The organism is Paracoccus sp. SCSIO 75233 (assembly GCF_027912675.1).
GTDB lineage: Bacteria > Pseudomonadota > Alphaproteobacteria > Rhodobacterales > Rhodobacteraceae > Paracoccus.
In genome coordinates, this window is record NZ_CP115757.1 from 2978841 (window position 1) to 2992320 (window position 13480).

At 59.6% G+C, this 13480-nt stretch carries 13 protein-coding genes; 2 read left to right on the forward strand and 11 right to left on the reverse strand.

Annotated elements, in window-relative coordinates:
• Window positions 1-2: 2 nt before the first annotated feature.
• A complete protein-coding gene (locus PAF12_RS14460) occupies window positions 3-719 on the reverse strand; it encodes a hypothetical protein (RefSeq protein ID WP_271107699.1) in 717 nt (238 codons plus the stop codon).
• 132 nt (window positions 720-851) lie between these two features.
• On the opposite strand from PAF12_RS14460, the gene PAF12_RS14465 reads away from it, so the two are divergent.
• The gene (locus PAF12_RS14465) at window positions 852-1955 is read left to right on the forward strand and encodes a site-specific integrase (RefSeq protein ID WP_271107700.1); all 1104 of its coding nucleotides are present in this window, start codon (window positions 852-854) and stop codon (window positions 1953-1955) included.
• Between the two features lie 428 nt (window positions 1956-2383).
• Window positions 2384-3388, forward strand: coding sequence for a hypothetical protein (locus PAF12_RS14470; protein ID WP_271107701.1), 1005 nt, complete (start codon window positions 2384-2386; stop codon window positions 3386-3388).
• Between the two features lie 49 nt (window positions 3389-3437).
• On the opposite strand, the gene PAF12_RS14475 is transcribed toward PAF12_RS14470, so the two are convergent.
• The 10 genes from PAF12_RS14475 to PAF12_RS14520 form a co-directional block, all read right to left on the reverse strand.
• Window positions 3438-3764, reverse strand: coding sequence for an XRE family transcriptional regulator (locus tag PAF12_RS14475; protein ID WP_271107702.1), 327 nt, complete (start codon window positions 3762-3764; stop codon window positions 3438-3440).
• A gap of 416 nt (window positions 3765-4180) precedes the next feature.
• Complete coding sequence (locus PAF12_RS14480; protein WP_271107703.1) at window positions 4181-6526, reverse strand: S8 family peptidase; 2346 nt, start codon at window positions 6524-6526, stop codon at window positions 4181-4183.
• 76 nt (window positions 6527-6602) lie between these two features.
• Window positions 6603-7640: an AAA family ATPase gene (locus tag PAF12_RS14485; RefSeq protein ID WP_090525505.1), complete on the reverse strand. Its 1038-nt coding sequence runs from the start codon at window positions 7638-7640 to the stop codon at window positions 6603-6605.
• 116 nt (window positions 7641-7756) lie between these two features.
• Window positions 7757-8143 carry a hypothetical protein gene (locus tag PAF12_RS14490; protein WP_271107704.1) on the reverse strand — a complete coding sequence of 129 codons (387 nt, stop codon included), beginning with the start codon at window positions 8141-8143 and terminating at the stop codon, window positions 7757-7759.
• 245 nt (window positions 8144-8388) lie between these two features.
• Window positions 8389-8913 carry a methylated-DNA--[protein]-cysteine S-methyltransferase gene (locus PAF12_RS14495; protein ID WP_271107705.1) on the reverse strand — a complete coding sequence of 175 codons (525 nt, stop codon included), beginning with the start codon at window positions 8911-8913 and terminating at the stop codon, window positions 8389-8391.
• A 162-nt stretch (window positions 8914-9075) separates the two neighbouring features.
• Complete coding sequence (locus PAF12_RS14500; RefSeq protein ID WP_271107706.1) at window positions 9076-9825, reverse strand: 2OG-Fe(II) oxygenase; 750 nt, start codon at window positions 9823-9825, stop codon at window positions 9076-9078.
• Entirely contained in the window at window positions 9822-10886 is a 1065-nt protein-coding gene (gene ada / locus PAF12_RS14505) for a bifunctional DNA-binding transcriptional regulator/O6-methylguanine-DNA methyltransferase Ada (RefSeq protein WP_271107707.1), read from the reverse strand. Before ada ends, PAF12_RS14500 begins: the two co-directional genes overlap by 4 nt.
• An 85-nt stretch (window positions 10887-10971) precedes the next feature.
• Window positions 10972-11211 (reverse strand): hypothetical protein, encoded by a 240-nt coding sequence (locus PAF12_RS14510; RefSeq protein ID WP_271107708.1) that lies wholly within the window; start codon window positions 11209-11211, stop codon window positions 10972-10974.
• A 4-nt stretch (window positions 11212-11215) separates the two neighbouring features.
• Window positions 11216-12724 (reverse strand): DNA oxidative demethylase AlkB, encoded by a 1509-nt coding sequence (alkB, locus tag PAF12_RS14515; protein WP_271107709.1) that lies wholly within the window; start codon window positions 12722-12724, stop codon window positions 11216-11218.
• Window positions 12714-13463 (reverse strand): hypothetical protein, encoded by a 750-nt coding sequence (locus PAF12_RS14520; RefSeq protein WP_271107710.1) that lies wholly within the window; start codon window positions 13461-13463, stop codon window positions 12714-12716. Before PAF12_RS14520 ends, alkB begins: the two co-directional genes overlap by 11 nt.
• Between the last annotated feature and the right edge of the window lie 17 nt (window positions 13464-13480).

Consider the following 13480-nt stretch of genomic DNA (forward strand, 5'->3'; position numbering starts at 1 on the left):
GTTTATCGCAGGGCGTCCTGCAGGAAGTGGGCGTCAAGTCCGTGGAGGCGGCGCCATGTGGCGCGAACCTGCATGCTGATGTTGATGCTGGCGGTGCTCAGCGCGTTGGCACGGCTTGCCATGGCCAGCTTGTAGATGCGCTCGGCGGTCGTCGCTTGCGCAGGTGTCGTGAGCTTCGAGAGCCTGGCGCGGCCCTCCGGACGGCCAACCAGCCACGGCAGCATCTGGAACCTGTCCTTGGATGCCGCATAGCCGAGGATCAGGGCGGTCTCTCCGGGCGGCGCGTCCGGGAACAGCAAGGAAACGATAGGCGGCACCCGCAGAAACAGGAATTTCCGGTTGATCAGATCGAGGTGCCAGTCGTCCTCCGCAGATCGGATCAGCGGCCCTGCCTCCGGCGAGATGGTATCTGCAATCGAGGCTGTCAGTGCGGTCCATGTGCCGGATCGCGTCGTGGACATCACCTCGGCCACGATCCGGATGTTCCAGGCAAAATGCTCGCTGATCGCGGCACCGATCGAGGCCACCAGCACGTCGTCCTCGCGCCACATCCGCTTGAAGCCGCCATGCTGCTTGGGCGTCTTCCGTGCCTGAATGGCGCCGGCCGCTTGCAGGACACGCAGGCTGGGCAGGGGCATTCCCGATGCCGCGACCGCTTCCGCGTCGCCATGCAAGACCGGTTCGGTCGCTTCCGCTCCGTTCCGTTCGCTGGCAGTCATTGTCGAGGGCTCCGTTCATAACCAGGGCTTTACATATGCAACAATCCGTTGCAGGTGCGTATGAGACAGTTCATATCGCCATTAACGGGCTTTGACAACTGCTCCCGTTTCTTACGATCACGGAGGATAACCATGGCCACGATCCGCAAACGCACGCTGCCCTCGGGCCTGGTCCGCTGGCAGGTGGACTTCACCGACCAGGCGGGCAAACGCCGGTCCAGGATGTTCCCGCGCCGCAAGGACGCCGATGTCTATCTGGTCAAAGTCCGCTCGCTGGTCGCCAACAACACTTATCTCGCCGACAGTGAAAGCACGACCGTGGCCGAAGCAGCGAAGGCTTGGCTGGACCATTGCGCGTTGCGCTGCCAGACCGGGCGGCGGATGGAGCGATCTACCCTGCGCGGCTACAGCGATTATGTGCGGCTGCACATCACCGCGCCCGGGATCGGCATCGGGGACAAGCTGATCGCTCAGCTGAGTCGCCGTCATGTCAATGAGTTCCGCGACCGCCTGCTTCTGAATGGCCGATCCGAACATCTGACCCGGCGTGCGCTGTCGGTGCTGAAGCTGGTCCTCGACCATGCCATCGACAACGGCAAACTGTTCACCAATGCGGCGCAGGGCGTGCGGGTGATCAGGTCCGGCCGGATCGAGCACAAGGCCCCGGTGCCGTCAAAGGAGGCGATCCGCGCCCTGATCGGGGCGGCCGATGAGGGTCTCAAGCCGCATCTGATCGTCTCGGCCCTGGGCGGCCTGCGTGCCTCGGAACTGCGCGGCCTGCGCTGGCGGGACGTGGATTTTGACAACGGCTTCCTGCATATCCGCCAGCGCGCCGACGCCTATAACCAGATCGGCGATCCGAAATCGCGGGCCGGGTTCCGCGACATCCCGGCCGGGCCGATGGTGCTGAACGCCCTGCGCAGCTGGAAACTGCGCTGCCCGAAGAGTGAGCTGGGCCTCGTCTTCCCCGCACCGCGCGGCGGCATCCTGCAGCACACCAATATCCAGAAGCTGTTTCGCAAGCTCTGCCGGGACGTCGAGGTGACCATGCGCTGGCACGACCTGCGCCACTTCGCGGTGTCGCTGTGGATCGAGCAGGGCTTTTCGATCAAGGAAGTGATGACCTTCGCCGGCCATTCCTCGATCCAGATGACCATGGAGCGCTACGGCCACCTCTTCCCCTCGCCCGACCACCAGAACGCGATGGCCATGGTTGAGGCGAAGCTGCTGGGGTGATTACCGTTTCCTACCAAAGGCTTGCGGCTACTCCGTGCGGCACGTCACCGACATTGCGTGTCTGGAAATACTCTAATAGTCTGAAATCAAACAACTATATCTGCCGAAGCGGTGACCCTCATAACCTGAAGGTCGCAAGTTCAAATCTTGCCCCCGCAACCAAAAAATACCCTAATATCAAACACTTGGATGGCGGCTGAAACAGTCAGACATCCCAATCATCACTTTACATCAACGCCACGTCAACGTTTGAAAAAGGCGCGTGGCAGTATCGGCTCGACTTCGCATGGTCGGGTGACCACCTCTCCTGACGCAATATTCCCGAAAGCTCTTGAACCCCATTGCGCGAGCGAGGATGGTAGGCAGCGTCCTAGAAAAGTCCTGCACTTATGCTCTTCAGAGATTTGATTTCGACCTACGGTGCGTCGTTGGCGAACAAGTCCGCGCCGCACAATGACCCGGTTTGGCATCTCGGAAAAACCGACGAACAGCTGAATTTTCGTCAATATACCATCGATGCGCTGCAGCAGGCAAAGGTCTATTTGCTCGATCACGCTGCGGCTGCCTATGCCGATACCCTGCATGACACGATTCAGGACAGAACCGAAGACGAGAACGTTGCTGCATTGACCTTCTTGGGAGAAGTCGAACCTCCCGGAAAGGTTGCATGGGCCGAGTTCGATTATCGCGAATTGGTCGCGGCGCGCGTCAGGCGAGGCTCTCCTGTAATAGAGCACCACGAAAACCCATCGGGCTCGGGGAAGCGCGGCTATCTGATCGATGATCGGGACACGAATGCTCTGACGGTGACGATGTTCAGCTGCGACTCGCGGGGGAGGGTCGTCGATCCGTTTTTTACCTTGCGATTCGAGCGTCCTGAACAAGGTGGGCTTAACTCCTTTCAGCCTCAGATGCACAACTACATGGCCGACTTGATGTCCAAGCGTGGTATGGCGAAGGAAGAAATTTCCGGTCGCTCCCAGATCTCGTTGGTCGATACGGCCTCGGATCTCTTCATCCCCTACGCGCTATTCGCGATGCTGACTTCCCCGGACCTGGGCGGGATGATTCCGACAGAAGCTGTCACATTCTCACCAAAGGAGCTGAAGACCGCGCGCAAATTCGGGAAGTCGTGGATCCTTGGCGCTGGAAAGTCCCATCACACCATACGCATCGGCCCGCAAGCTGCGGCGCACATGCAGGAACAGCGCGCGCGCCTCGAATTTGAACGCGTGGCGCGTAACGGCCGGAACGGTCCGATCCGTCATTGGGTGGCCGAACATGAGCGGCATTACCGGAGCGGCAAGGTCGTTCTGATCAAGGGACACCACCGAGGTCACGAGCCAGATCCGGGTGTTCCAACCCGGGTTATGGGTCCGAGATCGGAAGCGGCAGTGTTCGTATTGCCGCCCAAGGATCAATCAGGCATTTGAGGCGTTGCCCTTGTTACCGTGACCTTGCAGCATGAAAATCCGGGCGGAATCAGCGTCTCCTGTCATCCGGATCCAACCTATCACGTTCCCGCTCGATTCGTCCGGCCATTGCCAGCAAGGTGATGAAAACTGCGTCGGAATGCCGGGCCAATGCGATCAGATGCTCGCCGCTTGGTCCTCGCTCCGCGGACATCCAGTATTTGACGGTCCGCTCGCTTGCACCGGTCCAGCGCATCGCGGTCTTGATCGCCCGGTGCGTCGGACCGAGGTCTGCGACCAGTGCGGCGGCGATTGCTTCCCTGTATTCCCCCGGAATTGCTGCCAGGTGCACAATTGTGCCCATTTCCGGCACAATTGTGCCCATCTTCACCCACATACCCTTTCCCTCCTCGGCTAAACCTGAGTGGAAACATGAAAACGGCAGGTTCCAATTTGCATCCGGATCGGGCGTTCGGGGCGGTCGGCCCGGGGGTTGGCTCAGCCCGCAGTGCCGGAGGTGGCCGACGGCTAGGCCGCAGGTATCGGGAAAGTCAGGATGGGGACCCGGACCCGAAAGCGCGGGGAACGCAGGAGACGCCGGACCGTGGGCCGGATCGAGTGCGGGGTGGGGATGGCGGCGAACCCGTTCGGAGCCCACCGGGGTCGGCCAGCATATCGCCGACCAAGTGGATATCCCGAAACTGGATATCCGAGATGACAGGTGGGCGCGCTGGTCTTCCTGGACGGACAGGTGGTCCGGCTTGGAGATGGTGCGCCCGAAGGGGTTAGCAGCCTGCTTTCAATTCAGCAGGCTCAAACTACGATGACCGTTCCAACTGCCGTCAATGCTTGGATAACAGCAGCGACCTCCGCATGAAGCTCACATTCCAGCTTTTCGGCATCTATTTCGACTACGAGAGAATACCGAACAGTGGGCAGCGCATCCTGCAACCGCGACTTTGCTTTCCACCAGCCGGTCACTGGATGCACGGCTATAAGATTTCGTCGGGCAAGATCCGAAGCCTTGCAAGTCAATTGGTCGATGTGCAGGGAGCCGACATCGCGTCGATTGCTTCCAAAATCCCATCCATCCTGCTCGTCGCTTTCTGGTTCGTCAGTTTGTTCGGCAGCCTTGCTGATCCTGGCGAGAAACTGAGCTTCGCTTTCGTCAGCACGATTCAGTTTGAAGCGCAGGTTGTGGGACGCGTACCGGTATCGATTGCCACGAGAGGGTTCTGACGGGTTAGGGGCAATGAACGTGCTCAGGGTGACGCGCAACGTGACATTCGCGTTGCCGAGCTTACGCAGCTCTTCTACTGGCCAAGGCAAGGTGAAGAGTTTCAGCTCATGATGAACATCGTTTCCGGTTTTGCCAGAAAGTGCATAGGGGGTGATTGTGTCTTCGACGATCAGCGTTAATGCGTTCGAGGCGCTTCGCCTTGCGCGATCAAGATCTGGCACGCCATAGCCGTAGCGCTGAAATAGGGTGGCAAAGCTCCCCTTTGGCGGATTTGCGCCAGCGGGTAAGTGGGAACGCATTTGCGATGTCCATCTGGCGGAGGATACATAAAGGCCACGTACAGTTTCCGGCCAGAGCAAGGGATATTCCGACCAAAGTGTCGAAATTTGATTTGCAGCAAGGGCCGTTGCTGCACTGGTGTCAAAGGTGAAGCAGAATGATCTCTGCGGATACCGGTGGTCGGTCGACAGCAAGGACAACCAACCATGCCGCATCGGTGGAGGACTGTTGCCGGTCGCCCAGTTTCCACCCTCAAGCACCACGTCCGGTTTCAAGGGCCAGTAGGACGACCACGAGGCAGTGCGCGAGGCAGGCGACAGATCACCGAACGGCGCGAGGGCTGCCGTACCTTCGCCAGCTGGAAGGGCTGTTTTTTCGGTATAGGCCCCAACGCACATTGCATTCCAGGCTTGTGCGGGCGCTTCAACTTCGTTGTCGGGGTGATCGCATCGATCAAGGTAATTGCCCGAACCGAAGGTGAAATTGTCCGTGTTGCCTGCGGAAATGAGGAGCAACCGTCTGACCTTTTGCTGACCTAGGACACCCGCAGCGAGCTCGTCGATGGCGCTCGACCAAGAGGTGGGCGCGCCGTCATGCGGGGTATCCTCGCTTGTCGTGGCTGGCATTGAAAAGATGCGTCGTCTTAACCAACGTGCTTCAACTGCATCGATCGCGTCACGGGTAACGGCCCCGAGAAGGTGGTGCGGGTTTTCGCCCGCATCAGGTAGCAGTTTGACCGATTCCAGCCGATGATGGATTTCGACCGGCTCCATCTGTTGAAGTTTGGTGGTGAGGTCGCCGAAGAGGGCAAGGCCGGCCATCTGGGTTCCGTGGCCTTTGATATCCTCTACTGCCCAACTCGGATCGGCAGCGTGACGATCATCAGACGACAAAGATGGCTGGATCAGGGGGTGAGCGCGACTGACCCCGGTATCCAGCAGAGTAATGAAGCCAGGATCAGCGTTTGGTGGATAGCTGGTTCGCTGGCCAAGCTCATCCACCCACGCAGCCTGTTCCTTCACAGGCAAACCTTCAAAGAAATCTGCCGTGACCGTTGGTGCGGCGAGCGCTCGGACCCCTCCGATTTTCCGAACTGCGGTCGCGAGTGCATCTTGGGTTCCGTTCGCGACGATCACCACGTCTTCAGGAAATCTAAGCCATTCACTTCCCGGTTCGAGCCCGTATTCTGGCGCAACTTGAATAAATCGATCAACTTCATCTGGATTGAGCCAGATTTCCCAGAGCACGTCGACACCGGCCGCTGGAAATTTGTGGGAGGGGCTTCGCCATAAAGCGCGTAAGCCTGCTTCGGTGATAGCGGCCAAGCTCTGCACAAGATCGGCGTTCTTTGGCCTTCCTGGGATCAACTGACCATTTTTTTCGCGGTCCGGGGTGTTCTCTGTTTTAAACTGGGCGACTTTCTTGCGAAAGGCCTCGACGCCTTTCTCTGTCGCGAAAATGGTCGCCTTATCCAGCCCGTCCTCTCGATATTTGCCTTCCTCGTATTTGAGCAGGTTGAGGTGTTTGGTGTCGAGGCTTGTTCGCTTCAGTTTTTCGCCCGCACGCCCGGAGACCTCCAGATACAACCCTGGCAATCCGTCGGATTTAATATCGGGAAGCGCGTCAAGCGCGCGCAGCAAGATTTGAGCATGGGCCTCCCTATCCGGCACATCGCTCGGTCGCTTGCTGACTGGCGTACCTTTCCATTGGTATGGCTTACTTGCCCCGAGGTCCCTGAGATGAAAGTGACGCAGGTTTCTTGGCATGCTCGTCCGTCCCCAAGCCCTGCAACGCGCGGCGGCGCTGCAAAGCATCGATCAAATTTTTCGTTGCAATCTTGTTGGTGTCGCTGAGGACTGCTCGGCGTGCGGCGTCCTCCGCTGCAGCGACCACGTCCGCCGTCGAGAGATTGCGGGCGTGATCCGTGACCCGTTTCCAGCCTATTCGGCTCAACGAAAAACCGATCAGGCGGCGTTCAAGAGCTTGTTGAATCGCCGCAGCATCAGGCATTTCATAGGGCAGTACGAGATCAAAGCGCCGCAGCACGGCGCGGTCCAGAATACCAGGCAGGTTAGTCGTGGCAACAACAATGGACGGACCTGTGTCTTCGTCCATAAACTGAAGGAACGAATTCAGTACGCGGCGCGCTTCTCCAACATCGTTGTCGTTACTTCTTGCTGCTGCCAGTGCATCAATTTCGTCGAACAGATAGACACCGCGCGTGGTCTTGATTGCGTCGAATACCATCTTGAGCTTTTGAGCTGTTTCGCCCATGAATTTGGTGATCAACCCGTGCAGCATGACTGAAAACAGCGGAAACTGGAGTTCGCCTGCCAATGCATGTGCACTTAGAGTTTTTCCAGTTCCCGGAGGCCCAGAGAAAAGCAGTCGGCGCCGTGGCTTCAGACCCTTTTCTTCAAGCTTTTCGCGCTGCCGGGTTTCGACAACGATGTGGGCCAGTTCTTCTTCTATCTGAAGAGGCAGAATCACATCCGCCAAACGCTCGGAGGGATAGGAAGCGGCGAGAAATTGCCCTAGGTCGCCACGAGGAGTCGCAAGCGGCGTGATTTCTGGCTTGCGCTTTGCGGGTGCTTTTTGGCCAGCCTCCGCCCATTGGCGAAGCTGTTCGGCCAGGCGCGTATGACCTTTTTGTTCCTCGGCCGCAGACAACTGCATCGCCAGATCGTAAAAACGATCAGCGTTACCTTCAGCATGGCTTTTGACCAAGCCTATCAGTTGCTGCGCGGATGCCATACGTGCCCTCTGCCGATCTCGATAGATCCTGATCTATATCTGTACACGGCGTTTCCCAGTCACGCTAGATGCCCCCAGGTTTGTTGACGAGCGCTGTTGCGAGGATGACTCGGCGGCTACCTGCTCGGGCCGCACGCCCGCGCCCGCGCTCGCAGCACGGCACAGTCCGCGATCATCCCGACCAGGGCCGCACCTTCCGGCAGCGCCTCCAACTCCACCGCCGCCGGGTCCCGTTCCGCCTGATCGTAAGCCACTACAGGCGGACAGACTACGCAGCCCGGACCAGAACCACCCGTTGCGCAGGCGGTCAGTAAGCTCGAGGCGATCAGGAGGGCGGTTGCTGGATGCCTCCAGCATGCGGCGTGGCGACCGGCGGTTTCAACAAAACGTCGCAGGTTAAGGAGCCCGTCGAACAGGCGCAGGGCCTCATTTTGGGTGACATATTTCTTCGCCTGCGCCGCCATCAGATTTGGCGGCCGCAGGTTTGTGGTCCTGTCGGACATTCTTGCTGCCGGTCTTCAGAGTTGAGGGTTGGTGGTGCGCGCGGTGCGGCGCCTGACACGGGTCGAAGGCTGGCAGGTGCGAATGGTCAGGCTGCCGCCGGGCGCTAGCATTGCGCCCCAATCGGCGATCTGTTGGGCGGAGGTGTAGTGCGCCGAATTGGTGCTCGTCTCAAGGCATCCCAATACGGTAGGGTTCGTTCTGGCCGAGTTAGAACGGCCAGTTAAATCGCGGTGAGCGCCGATAATCAGCGGACGACGAAATGGAGTATTGCGTCAGCCTTCTCCCGTTCCAGTAGCGCACGCTTACGCCGATATCCCCACCGATAGCCCGAGGTCGAACCGTCTTTCTTGATCACGCGGTGGCAGGGGATCAGGATGGCGATACCGTTCGCCGCGATGGCTGCGGTGACGTCGCGGGCGTCCTTCCTGCCGAGTTTCGCGGCGAGGGTGCCGTAATTGGTTGTCTCACCGGCGGGAATGTCGCGCAGCATCTGCCAGACTTGGCGTTCATAGTTTGAGCCTCGCGGGTCGAGCGGGATACCTGCACCAGACTGAGGGTGATCAATCACGTTTGACAGCGTCTCGATCAGGTCTGCCAGTGCGTCTTGATCTTCTTTCATGGTCGCACCGGGAAGCCTTTGCATAAGAGTGTCTAAAGCGGCTGCGCGCTTGTCGGCGAATTCAAAAGCAACGATACCGGTTGGCGATGTGGCCACGATAAATTCGCCAAGCGAACTTTCGCCCCATGCGTATGAGATTTGTTCGGACATGATCTCTGCTCCTTTTTCAGTTGCCTTGAACATAGTCCGTGTCTTCGTCTGTGACGCTCCGCGCCTTACTTTCAAATTCGCACGCCACGCATGACAAGAATTAAAACGCCCGGCACCTGCGATGAATGGACCGCGGTTGCCGGGCATCAGTTTATCATTGGATCACTTCGCGTCGTGAAAAATGATCCCGACGGTATTTCGCTGGCCGCTGCGGACGCGGCTGACGCCGTGGCGCAGGTTGACGCGGTAGCTTCCGCGCGTGCCTTGCACGGGTCGGTTGTGGACAGCGAAAGCGACAGCGTCGCCCTGCATCAACGGAACGACCTCGGCCCGGCTTTGCATCCGGGGGCGCTGTTCGGTCAGCACGAACTCACCGCCAGTGAAGTCGCGGCCAGGTTCGGACAGCAGGAACGCCACCTGGATCGGGAAGGCCAGATCGCCATAAAGATCCTGATGCAGGCAGTTGAAGTCGCCCGGAACGTATTGCAACAGCAGCGGCGTCGGGCGTTTCTGCCCAGCCTCGTGGCATTGCTGCAGGAAATCGGCATGAGCTTCGGGATAGCGCTGATCCAGCCCCATACGCTCATTCCAGCTGTTCGCGACCTCGGCCAGTTTCGTCCACAACGCGGTGCGCAAACCGCCCAGCAGGTCCGGCAGCGGATATTTGAAATAGCGGTATTCACCCTTACCAAAACCGTGCCGCGCCATGTGGATATGGCTGCGGAAATGCTGCTCCTGCGGGTAAAGTGCGGCAAGGCGGCGGCACTCTTCCGGGGACAGAATGCCTTTCAGCGTCGCGCAGCCGAAATTGTTCATTTCGTCTGCAAAAGCCGACCAGTCATAGGTCGCGAGGCGCTGCTCGGCCGATTTCACGACCGGCGCGGCGGGGATAAAATCGCTCACGGCATTCATGCTGCGGACTCCTTTTCCAGCAGGGCGCGTTTGCGTTCGATCCCCCAGCGATAACCCGAAAGATCGCCATCGTTGCGCACGACCCGGTGGCAGGGGATGGCCACGGCGAGCTTGTTGGCCGCACAGGCCCCCGCCACGGCGCGGACCGATTTGGGTGCGCCGATCTTGCGGGCGATGTCAGTGTAGCTGACCGTCTCACCCACCGGGATGTCGCGAAGGGCCTGCCAGACGCGCTGCTGGAAGGCGGTGCCACGAATGTTCAGCGGCAGGTCCAGCCCGATCTGCGGGGCTTCGACAAAGCCCACCACCTGAGCGACACGAGCCTCGAAAGCCGCATCCCCACCAATCAGATTGGCCTTCGGAAAGCGGTCCTGCAACTCGTTGACGAGGGTTTCGGGATCATCCCCCAAGGCAATCGCGCAGATACCCTTATCGCTTTCGGCCACCAGGATCGCCCCAAGCGCGCTTTCGCCCAGGGCAAAGCGGATATCGGTATCCTTGCCGCCCTGACGGAAGGCCGTGGGCGTCATGCCCAGAACCTTGTTCGAGGTCTCGTAAAACCGGCTGTTCGCGTTGAACCCGGCGTCGTAAATCGCTTCGGTCACGGTATTCTCCTTATCCTGCAGTTCAGCGCGCACCTTTTGCGCACGATGCGCGGCGCCCCATTCGCGTGGCGTCAGCCCGGTGATCGCCTTGAACTGGCGGTGAAAGTAATGGCTGCTGAAGCCCACCTTGGCGGCGAGATCGTCCAGCTTGGGCATCTCGTCCGAGGCCGCGATGATGCGACAGGCCTCGGCGATGATTTCGGTATTGGCCTGTGCGGCCGACTGCCCCTTGGGATTGCACCGCATGCAGGGGCGGAAGCCTGCGGCCTCGGCGTCCTTCGGCGCATCGTAAAAGACGACATTGACGGACTTGGCCCGGCGCGAGGGACAGGATGGGCGGCAATAGATGCCGGTGGTTTTGACGGCAAAGACAAAATTACCATCCGCGGCCGCATCCCGGTCCACGACGTTTTGCCAGCGCGGGTCCTGTTCAGTTTGGGTCTTGTTGATTGTCATGCTCTTTACCCGATTGGTTGGCTGTTGATCCCAATATAAGGCACTTTCGCCCCCGCTCACTCCGCGCCTTGCTTTCAAATCCGGTTCACCCGATGCGGTAAATGGCGGTCTGCGTCAGGCGAAACACCTCGCCGGATGCCAGATGCAACTCGTGTTCGCCGTCAGGCAGGGCTTTCAAACGGGCCAGACCGGCCCGGAAGACGCCTGCGGCGTCGTCCAGAAAATTGGCCTTTGTATAGCCGTTCTGGCACCCGCCGCAGCCTGCGCAGCCCGCAGAACGAGAGACCTGCGGGGCATCTGCCCCCTTGGTTTTCTGATTCAACATGGCATCAACCGAAGCTCGCTGCGGGCAGGCTGCCGTTTTGCTGCAGTTCAGTGGCAGCAGAGATAAAGGCAGTGCGCGCAGGCACGGCGAGGAAACCGCCTACGCTGATGCGCCGAACGCCTGAATTTTTCAGATCTTCCGCATTCATCTCCGGGCTGACCAGAAGCACATTGACAGGCTTCGGCGCGACGGCAGCGACAATGGCGGCGATGTCGTCCGGCTTTGTGACGGCGGGCGCATAGAGGACGTCCGCCCCGGCCTCGGCATAGGCCTGCAACCGTTCGATGGTCGCAGCCAGATCGGCATTGCCCAACAGAAAGCCTTCGCTGCGGCCAATCAGCATGACATTCTGGTCAATTGCGTCGATGGCCTCGCGTGCCGCCCGGATGCGGAGTGCCGCTTTTTCGAGGGGATATAGCGTGTCGCCCGCGCGGTCCTCGATGGACAGCCCGGCGACGCCTGTTTCGACGGCACGAGTCACGTTGGCTGCCACGCCCTCTGGGTCATCCGCAAATCCGGCCTCGAAATCCGCGTTGATCGGAAGATCGGTGGCTGCGACGAGATCGCGCAGATTGGCCAGCGTTTCCTCCAATGTCGCCGACAGATCATCCTCGCCGAGCGTCAGCGCAAGCCCGTGGCTGGTCGAGGCAATCGCCTTGAAGCCCAGCTTCGTCAGTTCCCTGGCCTCGCCAGCGGTGGCCGCGTTCGGCATGGTGAAAAAGCCATCGTGCAGTTTGCGGAAGGCAGCGCGTCGTGCTGAGACGTCAGTCATCGGTTTCTCCTTTTCAAGATTTCCCGGACATATTTGCTGATTTCCAGTCTTCCGGCACTCCGATCCTTGCGCTCGAATATCGACGCATTCAAAGTCGCCACGAAAGGTCAGGTTCAGCCGCATCCGTCCGACCGCAGGATGCTCCCCATCCTTCATCGTCAAAACCCCATGATAGCAAAGCCGCGATGGCCCGCCCCAGACCGCGACATCACCATGCATCAGCGCGTATTTCTGCACCGGATCGTTCCGTTTCAGCCCGCCGAATTGAAACGTGGCCGGCAGGCCAAGAGAAACCGAAACGATGGGATTGCCCATATCGCGCTCATTCCTGTCCTGATGCAGCGACAGCCGCGCGCCCAGTTCATAGCGGTTGATCAGACAGGCATCGGGGCGAAAATCGGGATAGCCCGCCTTCGTCGCGGCCTCGGTCGCGACTGCCATGAAACTGTCGGGCATCGCGGGCCAGGGTCTACCGGCTTCCGGATCGATCCCGTCATAGCGATAGCCGCTGCGATCCGTGATCCAGCCCGCCTGTCCGCAATTGGTCGTCGCCACCGACATCACATGACCGCCGGGCGTCACCATGTTGCGAAAGGGTGAGGCAGTTGACACCTCGCGGATCGCGGTCAGCAGGTCGTCCACCCTCGTCAGAGCCTGTCCGCGTAGCAGGACGGCACCCTCCGCCATATGATCGCGAGCGGTTTGCTGCGGCTCGATGCCGCCGAATAGATCATTGATCATGGCCTGCCTCTTTCACATATGCGGATGGGTGAAGAACCGGACGATATCCGGCTTTCATGACGGCGTAGCTCGAAGGCGGTGTCAGCATGCCATCGAGATCGGGCGGATCACTGGCCGAGTAGCCTTTGGGCGACCATTCCAGCCATCGTCCAGCCCATAGCCATGACGTATGCCCGGATGCCGCAATGACGCCGACTGGCAGCGGTCCTGATGGTAATGGATGCAGGCGCTTGTCACGCCCGTTCAGCCGCTCTGAATGCAGGACGGCGTCCATCACCTTGACCGAAGGCGCGCTGTCCCAACCATCCCGAAACCGCAAGGCCGCCTCCCTGCGGCAAAGGAAGCAAGGGCGATGGCCTGCCGCAAGTGCGGTCGCTTCATCCAGAAAGAACAACTCGGTCCAGTTCCGGCCGGTCATCACCTCGCGCCGACGTCCCTTGTAGTCGCAACGACAGATCAGCCAGACCTTGCTTGTCCAACGCCGATTGCTCAGTCGCTGCTCCTTGGGCATATGAATAATGCCGCGATTGCCAGTGAACATACCCCGAGCGTTAACGGCGATAACGTCGCCAAATGGGGTGACACGGTTTTGCAGCGGCATTCCTCGCTCCTTTTGAAGGGACCAAATTGGCGGGGTGATGGCCGGATGCCACTCCGAATCTTGCGCTTTAATCGGACGGGTTTGACCGCAAGAAACGGGGTTCATTTCTGCCTCGTCCGTGCGACTCGCGACTTTCATTCATGATACTGGAACAA